The organism is Pseudomonas sp. GZD-209, from assembly GCF_049310485.1.
Lineage (GTDB): Bacteria > Pseudomonadota > Gammaproteobacteria > Pseudomonadales > Pseudomonadaceae > Aquipseudomonas > Aquipseudomonas sichuanensis.
The window spans coordinates 23,642-36,747 of sequence record NZ_JBMOWQ010000149.1; the positions used below are offsets into that span (position 1 = coordinate 23,642).

9 protein-coding genes are annotated in these 13,106 nt (G+C 64.2%); 3 read left to right on the top strand and 6 right to left on the bottom strand.

Translation table 11 applies throughout. From position 1 onward, the window contains the following. Window positions 1-17 precede the first annotated feature (17 nt). The 3 genes from ACO6VM_RS17570 to ACO6VM_RS17580 form a co-directional block, all read right to left on the bottom strand. Complete coding sequence (locus ACO6VM_RS17570) at window positions 18-2,435, bottom strand: TonB-dependent siderophore receptor (RefSeq protein WP_401059786.1); 2,418 nt, start codon at window positions 2,433-2,435, stop codon at window positions 18-20. Between the two features lie 109 nt (window positions 2,436-2,544). Then, window positions 2,545-3,507 (bottom strand): FecR family protein, encoded by a 963-nt coding sequence (locus ACO6VM_RS17575; protein ID WP_401059788.1) that lies wholly within the window; start codon window positions 3,505-3,507, stop codon window positions 2,545-2,547. A gap of 17 nt (window positions 3,508-3,524) precedes the next feature. Beyond that, complete coding sequence (locus ACO6VM_RS17580) at window positions 3,525-4,013, bottom strand: RNA polymerase sigma factor (protein ID WP_110993484.1); 489 nt, start codon at window positions 4,011-4,013, stop codon at window positions 3,525-3,527. 584 nt (window positions 4,014-4,597) lie between these two features. Here ACO6VM_RS17580 and ACO6VM_RS17585 point away from each other — a divergent pair. Further along, entirely contained in the window at window positions 4,598-5,761 is a 1,164-nt protein-coding gene (locus ACO6VM_RS17585) for a type III PLP-dependent enzyme (RefSeq protein WP_401059790.1), read from the top strand. Window positions 5,762-5,808: 47 nt separating this feature from the next. Here ACO6VM_RS17585 and ACO6VM_RS17590 read toward each other — a convergent pair whose 3' ends face one another. From ACO6VM_RS17590 to ACO6VM_RS17600, 3 genes are read right to left on the bottom strand one after another with little or no spacing between them, the layout of a single operon-like run. Beyond that, window positions 5,809-6,330, bottom strand: coding sequence for a hypothetical protein (locus ACO6VM_RS17590; protein ID WP_401059792.1), 522 nt, complete (start codon window positions 6,328-6,330; stop codon window positions 5,809-5,811). Between the two features lie 53 nt (window positions 6,331-6,383). Next, the gene (locus tag ACO6VM_RS17595; RefSeq protein ID WP_401059794.1) at window positions 6,384-7,154 is read right to left on the bottom strand and encodes a tetratricopeptide repeat protein; all 771 of its coding nucleotides are present in this window, start codon (window positions 7,152-7,154) and stop codon (window positions 6,384-6,386) included. A gap of 3 nt (window positions 7,155-7,157) precedes the next feature. Further along, on the bottom strand, window positions 7,158-7,838 hold the full coding sequence (locus ACO6VM_RS17600) for a Fe2+-dependent dioxygenase (RefSeq protein WP_390968440.1): 681 nt from the start codon (window positions 7,836-7,838) through the stop codon (window positions 7,158-7,160). Between the two features lie 221 nt (window positions 7,839-8,059). Here ACO6VM_RS17600 and ACO6VM_RS17605 point away from each other — a divergent pair, with 221 nt between their 5' ends. Both ACO6VM_RS17605 and ACO6VM_RS17610 read left to right on the top strand, forming a co-directional pair. Then, window positions 8,060-10,363 carry a TonB-dependent receptor gene (locus ACO6VM_RS17605; protein WP_401059797.1) on the top strand — a complete coding sequence of 768 codons (2,304 nt, stop codon included), beginning with the start codon at window positions 8,060-8,062 and terminating at the stop codon, window positions 10,361-10,363. Window positions 10,364-10,462: 99 nt separating this feature from the next. Further along, on the top strand, window positions 10,463-13,018 hold the full coding sequence (locus ACO6VM_RS17610; RefSeq protein ID WP_401059799.1) for a PepSY domain-containing protein: 2,556 nt from the start codon (window positions 10,463-10,465) through the stop codon (window positions 13,016-13,018). The last annotated feature ends 88 nt before the right edge of the window (window positions 13,019-13,106 follow it).

Sequence of the window (13,106 nt, forward strand, 5' to 3'; positions counted from 1 at the left end):
ATGAAGGCAACGTCGGATCAGAACCCTACACTGGCCTGCACATAGAACGTGCGCGGCTCACCCACATAGATCCCCGAGTTGTTGTCGCTGGAGCGGGTGAAGTACTGCTTGTCGAACAGGTTCTTCACCCCGGCTGCCAGCTTCAGATTGGACAGTTGCGGCCCGAAGTCATAGCCACCCCGGGCATGCCAGGTCACGTACCCCGGGATATCGCCATACTGCCCATCGGCGCTCGGTTCGGTGATGTAGTTGCCGGTGAACTTGCCGGTCTTGGTCATGCCGGTACCCGGTGCGCGCTGCCCGGACTGGGCGAACGCATCGAGGTTCCAGGTCCAGCGATTGACCTGGTAACGCAGGCCGGCAGTCGCCACCTGGCGCGAGTAGAACGGCAGGTCGCGGCCTTCGAAGCCGGGGATTTCACCCTCGTAGGTGGCACGGGTGTAAGTGTACCCGGCATTCACCGACAACCCTTGCAGGCGCGGGTCCAGCCCGGCCAGGTCATAGCGCGCCGACGCCTCGATACCCTGGTGCGTGGTGGCGCCGAGGTTGGTCCAGCCCACCGTGTTGCTGATGTACTGCAGCTCGTCATCAAAGTCGATGTAGAACGCCGTCAGCTCACCGGCGAAATGGCCATCGTCATAGCGCGTGCCGAGCTCGTAGGTCTTCGCCTTCTCCGGTTCCAGGCCATTGGCAGTGCTGTCGCCGCTACCGCCCTGGCCCAGCTGGAAGTACTGCAGGCTGCCGAACGAGGTCTCGTAGTTGGCGAACAGCTTCCACGCATCGGACAGGTGGTACATCACGCTCAGCGCCGGCAGCGGCTCGTTGCTGGTGATGCTGCGGTTCTTCTCCGCCACCGGCTTGCGGCTGTCGTCCAGCACCGGGCGGTCGCGCCAGTCGGTATTGATGTGCTCGAAGCGGATCCCTGGGGTGATGGTCCAGTTGCCCACGTCGATCTTGTCATCGATGTAGTAGGCGCTGGCTTCGGTGCCGCCGCTGCGGTCCTGGAACACATGGCCGTCGGACTTGGCGGTCTGGGTCGGCACATTGTCGATCAACGACAAGCGTGTCGATTGCTCGCGCATGGCCTCCTTCAGGTAGCGGTAGCCGACGCTGACCTCCTGGGTGGTCGGGCCGACGAAGAACACCCGCGACAAGCGCGGCTCGATGGCGAAGGTGTGGTAGTTGCGCGGGTACGACGACAGGGTCTTCATGTCGCTGGAGGCGATGGTGCTGCCACGGAAACTGTCGGTGTAGTAGGTCAACACCTCGAACTGGGTGGCGTCATCGAGCTGGCGCTGCCACTTGAACGACACGTCCTTGCGCCGGCCTGCGAAGTAGTCGTAGTCACGCAGCGACTGGTAGGGGTCCTGGTCGTACTGGGCCTGGGTCAGGCCGCCGGGCATGTCGGCGCGGCCATCGTAGTAGTGGAAGTTCAGCCAGAACTCGTCGACATCGGTCGGCGCCCAGTGGGTCTTGAGCAGCACATCGTCGATGTCGTTGTCGTTGTTGCTGCGCCGGTAACCATTGCCGTTGACGCCGCTGTACAGCAGCGCGACGCCGATGCCGTTGTCGGCGGTGCCGCCGAGGAAGGCCGACTCGGTGTGCTTCCAGCCGCCGTAACGCGAGGTTTCAAGGGTGCTCGCCAGCTCGCCGCTGGCCTTTTCGGGGATCGCCCGGGTGACGAAGTTGATCACCCCGCCGACGTTCTGCGGGCCATAGCGCACCGAACCTGCACCCCGCACCACGTCGATGCTGTCGAGGTTGCCCGAGGAGATCGGCGCCATCGACAACTGCGGTTGGCCATAGGGCGCGAAGGCGGCGGGGATGCCGTCGATCAGCACGGTCGAGCGCGGCGACAGGCGCGAGGTGAGGCCACGCACGCCGACGTTCAGCGACAGGTCGCTGCCGCCGGTGCCGTTGGAGTCCTGCACCTGCACCCCGGGGATGCCCCGCAGGGCATCGCGCACGTTCATGGTGCCCTGCTCCACCATCGCCTCACGGCGGACCACGGTGCGCGCGCCGGGGTGGTTCTGCACCACGCTCTGCTGGGCATCGCCCAGCCAGTCACCGACCACTTTCACGTCGGTGGGCGCCAGCTCCAGGCTGCCGGTTGTCAGCGTCCCGGCGACTGCCGCCGGCTTGACCACCACGGTATCGGCCGACTGCTCGAAGGTCAGCCCGCTGCCTTGCAGCAGTTGCTGCAGAGCCTGTTCCGGGGCCAGGTCGCCGGACACCGCCGGGGCCTCTTTGCCCGCCACCAGTTCGGGGCTGAAGAACAGCTGCAGGTTGGTCTGCTGGCCCAGTTGCTTGAGGGCGGTCGCCAGCGGCTGGGCCTGGATCTGGATGCTGTCGGCGTAGCTGTTGGTGGCCGCGGCACTGACCGCCAGGGCCAGCGCCAGGCGGCGCAGCTGGAGAAGGGGCTTGTTGTTGTTCACGTCTTCGAGAAATCCTGAAAGGTCGGGATAAACGCCAACCGCACGCAAATGTAAATGCTTGGCAGTTGCAGCTGGCGGGGAAGACGAACGGGCGAAAAAAAACCTGAATCTATTTTGCAATTATTTCGCTGGAGCCATCGGCATGCTGCCTGATCGCCACCGGCAGGATGCTCGGCAAGGCGCGCAGCAGGGCATCGGGGTCATCTGTGCTGAAGCTGCTCGACAGGCGCAGGCCGGCCACTTTTCCGGGGGCGACCCGCAGCGGTTGGGCACGGTAGCGCGACACTTCGACGACCACTTCGCTGAGCGGCGTGTTGTCGAACACCAGCTTGCCCTGGCGCCAGGCGGTGAGCGAACTGACGTCGATGGCATAGGGCGCGGCAACCTTGCCGTGGGCATCGATATGCGAGCCCTGGCCGGCCCCCAACTGCGCTAGCCCATCACCTGCGCCTTGCACCCGCACCGAGCCCTGCTCCACTGCCACGCGGGTGCTGGCCAGGTCCTGGCGCACGTCGAAGCGCGTGCCGGTGACCGTCACTTCACCCTGGGCGGTGCTGACCACAAAGGGGCGACTAGTGTCGTGGGCGACGATGAACATCGCCTCGCCCTGGCTCAACAGCACATGCCGGCGGCCCGCTGAAAAGTCCACGCTCAGCCGTGTGCCGCTATTGAGCTGCAACTGCGAACCGTCCGGCAGGTCGAACTGGCGGCGCTCGCCCAGTGCCGTTTGCAATGCGTCCTGATGATTGAGCCGCTGGTAGTGCCAGCCACTCCAGCCCAGGCCAAGTGCAGCGATTGCCACCCCGGCCGCCAGGGCCTGGCGCAGCACCCGTCGGCGTGGCAACTGGCGCACCGGCTCAGGTGCGCAGAGCGCCTCCAGTCGTTGCCGTGGAATCAGCTCGGCGGCGCGCCACAGCTGCGTGAGCCGGCGATACTCGTCGCGGTGCCGTGCATCCTGCGCCAGCCACTGCTCCAGGGCCGCCTGCAGCTCGGCGTCGCCCGGCGCGTCCTGAACCCGGGCGAACCAGGCGGCCGCCTGCTCAGCGACGGGATCGAACGCATGCTGTTTCATCAATGGGGTCTCCTGACTCATCTGGCCGACACATCCAGGTGCTCACGCAGATGTCGGAGCGTGCGGATCATATACTTTTCGACCATGTTCTTGCTCAAGCCCATGCGCTCGGCGATCTCGGCCTGGCTCAGGCCTTCGAGCTTCTGCCAGACGAACACCTGCCGGCAGTTGAGTGGCAGTTCGGCCAGCGCCCGCTCGACACTGTCGGCCAGTTCCAGGGCATGCACGTAGGCTTCCGGGTCATCACCCGCCGCCGCTTCGTCGTCGAAACCTTCCAGCACCAGGGCCTGGCGGCGGTCTTCGCGGCGATAGCCATCGACAGCGATATTGCGTGCGGTCTGGTGCAGGTAGGCGCGTGGCTGCTCGACCTGATCGCGCGGGTTTTCCAGAACCCGCACGAAGGCATCATGGGTGAGGTCCTCGGCCTGCTGACGACTGCGCAACTTGCGCGTCCAGGTGCCGATCAGCTCGTGATAGTGGTCGAGGAAGCCTTTGTGTCCGGACACGGTGGGTGATCATCAGGCAGGCAGATAAGGGTGCGAATAGTAATGTTTCTCATCAAAAGCGGCAATTCCGCCAGTCAGTAACAAAAAATTTATGACGAGTTTCATGCACGTGAGTGCCAGGAAACCGTGGCCATAAATATGAACACTTACACGCTTTCGCGGGGCAAGCGCGCTCCCACGCAAACCACTTGATCCCTGTGAGAGCGGGCTTGCCTGCCCAGGGGCCAACCCGGTCTATTCCACAATATTTAACGCTTCAAAGATCCCGGGGAACATCTGCCGGTCACACGAGTCGGTTATTCAGGTAACTGCTCGTCGATCCACGGCGAACCCACCGGGATTGCCTGTTGATCTTGCTGGAATCACGCCCTAAAGTGCGCGCCGAACGTCCATGCTGGAAACGATCCATCCGGCTCAAGTACTGACGACGAGACAGCAAGGTCACCCGCAGCCACACCCTGGCACGGTTGACCTTTTTGCTTTCGGCGACATGCCTTGGGAAGTAGGCGAACCAAAGTGGGGATACGGAGGACGTTCAGTTTGCAGCCACTTATTTTTTCAGTTTGCCCATGGAGCCCTTGAGCATGTCGATCCAGGTCGAAGACTATTTCGCGCGTGACACCTTCCAGAAAATGAAGGCGTTCGCCGACAAGCAGGAAACCCCGTTCGTACTCATCGACACCCAGATGATCAGCCAGGCCTACGACGACCTGCGCGCCGGGTTCGAATTCGCCAAGGTCTACTACGCGGTCAAGGCCAACCCGGCCGTCGAGATCATCGACCTGCTCAAAGAGAAAGGCTCGAGCTTCGACATCGCCTCGATCTACGAGCTGGACAAAGTGCTTGGCCGTGGCGTCAGCGCTGACCGCATCAGCTACGGCAACACCATCAAGAAGTCCAAGGACATCCGCTACTTCTTCGAAAAAGGCGTGCGCCTGTTCGCCACCGACTCCGAAGCCGACCTGCGCAACATCGCCAAGGCCGCGCCGGGCTCGAAAGTCTACGTGCGTATCCTCACCGAAGGCTCCACCACTGCGGACTGGCCGCTGTCGCGCAAGTTCGGCTGCCAGACCGACATGGCCATGGACCTGCTGATCCTCGCCCGCGACCTGGGCCTGGTGCCGTACGGCATCTCCTTCCACGTGGGCTCGCAGCAGCGCGACATCAGCGTGTGGGATGCCGCCATCGCCAAGGTCAAGGTGATCTTCGAGCGCCTGAAGCAAGAAGACGGCATCGAGCTGAAGCTGATCAACATGGGTGGTGGCTTCCCGGCCAACTACATCACCCGCACCAACAGCCTCGAGACCTATGCCGAAGAGATCATTCGCTTCCTCAAGGAAGACTTCGGTGACGACCTGCCGGAAATCATCCTCGAACCAGGCCGTTCGCTGATCGCCAACGCCGGCATCCTGGTCAGCGAAGTGGTGCTGGTAGCTCGCAAGTCGCGCACCGCGGTAGAGCGCTGGATCTACACCGACGTGGGCAAGTTCTCCGGGCTGATCGAAACCATGGACGAAGCCATCAAGTTCCCGATCTGGACCGAGAAGAAAGGCGAGACCGAAGAAGTGGTCATCGCCGGCCCGACCTGCGACAGCGCCGACATCATGTACGAGAACTACAAGTACGGCCTGCCACTGAACCTGGCCATCGGCGACCGCCTGTACTGGCTGTCCACCGGTGCCTACACCACCAGCTACAGCGCGGTGGAATTCAACGGCTTCCCGCCGCTGAAGGCTTACTACCTGTAACTGAAAACGGGGCCGCAAGGCCCCGTTTTCACATGCGCGATAAAGACTTAAAGCGGTTCTTCGACACCCATCTGCAGAATTTCCACATCGAACTGGGCAGACGGATTCGCACCCGTGCACAGGTAGCTGCCCATGCGCCCGGTGGTCCAGGCAGCCTTGTCCCAGCGCACGCCCACCCCTTTGTTATCGAGGGTGGTCATACGCATCTTGCCGTCATCGGTCTGCGCCACGCGCCAAAGTGGGCCCACGATGGGGGTGAGCTCATAGAAGCCGAGGTAACCGTTGGTGCTGATGTCGACCCGCTGGTTGTACATCGGATGCGCACTGTTGCTGGTCCACAGACGGACCTCGTAGACATGCCCTTCGTCGCCGTACTCCACGGCGCCGAACCACAGCTTCAGCGCATCTCGGTCCTGGCGGGAGGTGGTCAGCCAGGTGTTCTGATGCCAGTGGACGCTGCCGTTGTAGCCCGGGCTGTACTCCCAGCGACCTACAGACCCCGGATACTTGGTGTTGAGCACGTTAAGACGGGCAATGAAGGATTGTTCGGTGATGTAGGGTTCAGCCATGGTGCAACTCCTGTGGGAAAGTCGCCTCAGCATGCTCATGACCCCGCGCACACTTAAGATCGAAGGTTTTCCCCTGCACCAGCACGCAGCTCGAGCTCGCCGGTATAACGGGCCGCCTGAGCAGACAGCAGCGGCCCGGCCGCCAGCAGGTGCACCTGGCTGCTGCGCAGGAAGTTCAGGTTGCCCTCTGCACGGGCCTGCTCGAACCAGGGCTCAGCCTCGGCCATCTGACCGCGCTCGACCAGCACCATTGCCAGGCTGAACATGCCACGGAAATCACCCGCCTCGGCAGAACGGCGATACCAGCGCACGGCACGGGCCGGGCTGGCGGCGGTGGCGATACCTTGCTCCAGATAACGGCCGTACAAGTTCATCGACTTGGCATGGCCCAGCTGAGCTGCCTTCTCGTAGCAGGCCAATGCCTGAGCCTGGTTGGCCGGCACCCCGCGCCCGGTGGCCAGCAGGTTGCCCAGGTTGTACATGCCCCAGTCCAGCCCGCTGTCGGCCGCGCGCGCGTAGTGAATGGCCGCCTGGGCCAGGTCCACCGCACCGCCCCAGCCATGCTCCAGGCAGCGCCCGAGCATGTTGTGCGCCATGCCGTCCCCCCCCTGGGCGGCAATCTGGAACCAGCGCCGGGCCACCTCGGCATCCTGCTCGATGCCGCGCCCGTCGAGCAGGATCTGCCCCAGCAGCAACTGTGCCTCGACCACGCCCTGCCCTGCCGCCGCGAGGATGGCCTGGGCGGCCTGGCCCGGGCTGTGTTCGAGCATGGCCTTGAGCCCGGCCAGGTCCACCACCTGTTCACGACGCAACTGATAGGACACGGCTCAGACCTCGGCCCAGCGGCGCAACAGGTTGTGGTAGGTGCCGGTCAGCTGCAGCAGCGACGGGTGCTCCGGCACATCGGCGGTGAGCTGGCGGATGGCATTGTCCATCTCGAACAGCAGGGTGCGCTGGCTGTCCTCGCGCACCAGGCTCTGGGTCCAGAAGAACGCCGCATAGCGTTCGCCACGGGTGACCGGGTTGACCTTGTGCAGGCTGGTGCCGGGGTACAGCACCATGTCGCCCGCCGCCAGCTTGACCTGTTGCACGCCATAGGTGTCCTGGATCACCAGTTCGCCACCGTCGTAACTGGCCGGGTCGCTGAGGAACAGCGTCGAGGACAGATCGGTGCGCACCCGCTCCGCGCTGCCCTTGGGCTGGCGCAAAGCGTTATCGATGTGGAAATCGAAATTGCCACCTTCGCGGTAGCAGTTGACCAGCGGCGGGAACACCTTGTGCGGCAGCGCCGCCGACATGAACAGCGGGTTGCGCCACAGCCGTTCGATCAGCGCGCTGCCGATCTCCTTGGCCAGCGGATGGCCTTCGGCCAACTGCAGGTTGTGCTTGGCCTTGGCCGACTGGTAACCCGCCGTAACCTTGCCGTCGGCCCAGTCGGCCTGCTCCAGGGCCTGGCGAATACGCGAGATTTCGTCGGCGTCGAACAGCCCGGGAATGTGAAGCAGCATGGCGGTGGCACCTGGCGCGGGTTAGGGGCGCCAATGATATTGATTCCCTTTTACCAATCACAAGCCCCTTTCGGACCAATCGACGCACGAACCCATAAAAACCGTAAGGTGAAAATGTAAAGAATGTAAATTTCTAACGAATGGTAACGCTTCTCAATTGTTCCTTACATTCGCTTACATTAACATCCGCGGCCTTCAAACCTTGGGGAAGGTCAATAACAATGCGTCACGTGCCAACCGCCGTCAGTTCACCACGTCTGCTCGCCTCCGCCATCGGCCTGGCGATCACTGCCACTTCTGCTTACGCTGCCGACCCGGCCGCCAACAACGCCATCACCCTCGACGCCACCAGCGTCAACGGCAAGGCCGAACAGGCGAACACCGAGTACAAGGTCGAGAAAGCCTCTTCGCAGAAGTACACCGCACCCTTGGTGGACACGCCGCGTTCGGTCACCGTGATCCCGCAGCAAGTGATCAAGGACACCAACGCCCTGAACCTGCAGGATGCCCTGCGCACAGTGCCCGGCATCACCTTCGGCGCTGGCGAAGGCGGCAACCCGCAAGGCGACCGCCCGTTCATCCGTGGCTTCGACGCCCAGGGCGATACCTACCTGGACGGCGTGCGTGACACTGGCGCGCAAACCCGTGAGATCTTCGCCATCGAATCGGTGGAAGTGGCCAAGGGCCCGAACTCGGCCATCGGTGGCCGTGGCGCGGCGGGCGGCACCATCAACCTGGTGAGCAAGCGCGCGCACCTGGGCAACTCGCTGGACGGCGCCTGGACCTGGGGCAGCGACCAGACCCAGCGCTACACCTTCGACGGCAACTACCAGTTCAGCGATACCGTTGCCGGGCGCCTGAACCTGATGACCCACGAAAGCAACGTCGCCGGCCGCGACAAGGTCAACTACGACCGTTGGGGTATCGCCCCGTCGCTGGCCTTCGGCCTGGGTACGCCGACCCGCGTCAACCTCGACTACTACCACCTGGAAAGCGACGACCTGCCGGATTCGGGCATCCCGTACAGCATTCCTGTGCGTGGCAGTGCCGCGCGCACCTCGGCGCACCCGAGCAAGCCTCAGGACGGTGGCGACAGCGACAACTTCTATGGCCTGACCGACCGTGACTTCCGCAAGTCGCGGGTGGACATCGCCACCTTCGCCATCGAGCACGACCTGACCGACGCGCTGACCATCAAGAACACCCTGCGCCACGGCAACAGCATGCAGGACTACATCCTGACCCAGCCCGACGACAGCCAGGGCAACGTCAACCGTGGCAGCGTGTGGCGCCGGGCCAACACCCGTGTCGGCAATACCTCCACCACCACCAACCAGACCGACCTGTTCGGTGAGTTCTACCTGGGCGGCCTGAAGAACAGCTTCTCCACCGGTATCGAGCTGAGCCGCGAGGAGTCCGATCGCACCTCCTACGATGTGAGCACGCTGGCTGGTACCACCAAGGTCAACAACCTGAACGTGTGCAATGGCATCGGCGCACCGTCCTACAACTGCACCTCGCTGAGCAACCCGACCGCGGACGATCCGTGGAACGGCGCCATCTCGCGCAACTACGCCGGCACCAACACCAAGAGCAACACCCGTGCGCTGTACGTGTTCGACACCCTTGAGCTGACCCCGGCCTGGCTGCTGAACATGGGCCTGCGTTACGACCACTTCGACACCCAGTACCGCAGCCGCAACGCCAACGGCAGTACCGTGGTGAACGCCAAGAAGGTCGCCGCCAAGGGCGAGGACACCAGCGAGTTCATCACCGGCCAGCTTGGCCTGGTGTGGAAACCGGCCGACAACGGCAGCATCTATGTGTCCTACGCCACTTCGGCCACTCCCCCTGGCGCAATGCTTGGTGAAGGCATGGAAGGCAATCCACCGCCTAACTCTACTGACCGTGCCGGCAATCTGCTGACCAGCGACATGGAGCCGGAAGAAACCACCAACTACGAGATCGGCACCAAGTGGGACCTGCTCGAAGAGCGTCTGTCCCTCACCGCCGCGCTGTTCCGCACCGAGAAAGAAAACGCCCGTGTGCAGGTGGGTACCACCAGCTACGAGAACGTCGGCGAAACCCGCGTGCAGGGCATCGAGCTGTCGGCCAGCGGCAAGCTGACCAACAAGTGGCAGGTATTTGCCGGTTACACCTACATGCAGGCCCGCCAGATCGACGGCGGCCCGCTGGGCAAGGCCAACGACGGCAACCAGCTGCCGAACACCCCGAACAACAGCGCCAGCCTGTGGACCACCTACCAGGTCACGCCGAAGTTCACCGTCGGCGGCGGCGCCTTCTACGTCGATGACGTGTTCGGCAACGTGGCCAACACCACCATGGTCGACAGCTACGTGCGTTACGACGCCATGGCCGCCTACAAGCTGACCAAGAACGTCGACCTGCAACTGAACGTGCAGAACCTCACCAACGAGGTCTACTACGACAAGGCGTTCTCCACCCACTTCGCCAACCAGGCGGCGGGCCGGACCGCATTGCTGACCACCAGCGTCCACTTCTAAAGGATGCAGCCCAAGCCCCGTTCATTTGCTTGAACGGGGCTTTTGCGTATCAAGGCATAATGCACGCCGCGCAGCAGGCGGCCAGACAAGGTGATCGATGTGTTGAAGAAGACGCTGTTCCAGGTGCACTGGTTGTTTGGCATCACCGCTGGCCTGGTGCTGGCGCTGATGGGCATCACCGGGGCGATCTGGTCGTTCCAGGAAGAGCTGCTGCGCGCGTTCAACGCCGAGGTGCTCAAGGTCGAGGTGCGCCAGGAGGGCGTGTTGCCGCCGGCCGAGCTGGTGCGCCGGGTCGAAGCCGCGCAAGGCGACAAGGTCTCGATGCTGTGGGTAGACACCCGCGAGGGCAATGCCGCGCGGATCTTCTTCACCCCTGCGCCCGGTGAGCGCCGCGGCGAGTTGCGCTATGCCGACCCCTACACCGGCGAGCTCAAGGGCGAAGTGAGCGGGCTGGGCTTCTTCAACTTCGTGTTGCAGTTGCACCGCTTCCTCGCCGTGGGCGACACCGGCCGGCAGATCACCGGTGCCTGCACCCTGATGCTGATCTTCTTCTGCCTGTCCGGCCTGTACCTGCGCTGGCCGCGCAAGGCCCTCAACTGGCGGACCTGGCTGACCCTGGACTGGGCCAAGAAAGGCCGCGCGTTCAACTGGGACCTGCATGCGGTGTTCGGCACCTGGTGCCTGCTGTTCTACCTCTTGTTCGCCCTGACCGGGCTGTTCTGGTCCTATGAGTGGTACCGCGCGGGCCTGAACAAGTTGCTGGCCGACCCACCGGCGGCCGGCGAGCAGAAGCGCGGTGAAGGCCGCGGTGGCCGCCATGGCCCGCCCAAGGTCGACAAGAATGCCCCGCCACTGGTGGTCGACTACGACGCCATCTGGGCCAACCTCAAGGACGCGGCGGGCCCTGGCCTTGCCACCTACAACCTGCGGCTGCCGCCGGCCGGCGGCCAGCCGGCCACCCTGTTCTACCTGTTGCAGGGCGCCGACCACGAGCGCGCCTTCAACACCCTCACCCTCGACCCGGCCAGCGGCCAGATCAAGCGCCACCAGCGCTACAGCGACAGCTCGTTCAAGGCCCAACTGCTGCAGAGCGTCTACGCCCTGCACGTGGGCAGCTACTTTGGCTTGCCGGGGCGAATCATCGTCACCGTGGCCAGCCTGACCATGCCGCTGTTCTTCGTCACCGGCTGGCTGCTGTACCTCGACCGCCGACGCAAGAAGCGCCAGGTGCGCGCCGCCCGCGGCGCGGTATCTGCTGCCGCCGGCAACGGCGACAGCTGGCTGATCGGTTTCGCCAGCCAGAGCGGCTTCGCCGAGCAACTGGCCTGGCAGAGCGCCGGCCAGCTGCAGGCCGCCGGCTTGCCGGTGCAGGTGCGCCCGCTGGCGCAGTTGGGCGAAGCCGAACTGCGCCAGGCCAACCGCGCGCTGTTCGTGGTGAGCACCTTCGGCGACGGCGAAGCGCCGGACAGCGCTCGGGCCTTCGAGCGCAAAGTCATCGGCAAGCCTTGGGCACTGGAACACCTGGACTATGCCGTGCTGGCCCTGGGCGACCGCCAGTATCCGCACTTCTGCGGCTTTGCCCGACGGCTGCAGGCCTGGCTCAGCGAGCGTGGCGCCAGCAGCGCCTTCAGCGCAGTCGAAGTGGACAACGCCGACCCCGCCGCGCTGCAACTCTGGCAACAAGAACTGGCACAACTGACCGGCGCGCACCCGGTAGCCGCGTGGCAGCCCGCCAGCTTCGGCAATTGGCGCCTGACCCGCCGTGAACTGCTCAACCCGGGCAGCCAGGGCGCACCGGTGTTCCTGCTGGGGTTGCAGGCGCAAGCCCCGGCAAGCTGGGCGGCCGGCGACCTGGTGGAGATCCTGCCGCGTAATGGCCAGCCCCGCGTAGCGGCGTTGCTGGCAGGCCTCGGGCTCGACCCGCACTGCCCGGTGCAACTGGACGGCCTCGAACAAACCCTGGCCCAGGCCTTGTCCAGCCGGCAGCTGCCGGCCAGCCGCGAGCACCTGGTGGGCCTGCATGCCCAGGCGCTGGTCGATGCGCTGATCCCGCTGAGTGCCCGCGAATACTCGATCGCCTCGATTGCCAGCGATGGCGAGCTGGAGTTGATCGTGCGCCAGGAACGCCACCCCGATGGCAACCTGGGCCTGGGTTCCGGCTGGCTGACCGAGTACCTGGCGCTGGACGGCACGGTCAGCGCTCGTCTGCGCCGTAACGGCGGCTTCCACTTGCCCGACGCCGCCGCGCCGATGGTACTGATCGGCAACGGCACTGGCCTTGCCGGCTTGCGCAGCCTCTTGAAGGCACGCATTGGCGCAGGCGAGCAGCGCAACTGGCTGCTGTTTGGCGAGCGCAATCGTGCCCACGACCTGCTGTGTGGCGAGGAGCTGCAGGGCTGGTTGGCCAAGGGTGACCTGCAACGGCTGGACCTGGCGTTTTCACGCGACCAGGCCGAGAAGGTCTATGTGCAGGATGTGTTGCTGCAGCAGGCCGCCGAGTTCAAGCGCTGGATTGATGATGGCGCCTGCGTGTATGTGTGCGGCAGTTTGCACGGCATGGCTGCAGGGGTGGATGCGGCGCTGCAGGGCATGCTCGGTGAAGCGCGGGTGCAGCAGCTGATCGAGGATGGGCGCTATAGGCGGGATGTGTACTGAAGCCTGAAAACATCGCGGGGCAAGCCCGCTCCCACGGGATGGACTGGCCCACCAATTCAACCCGTGGGAGCGGGCTTGCCCCGCGATT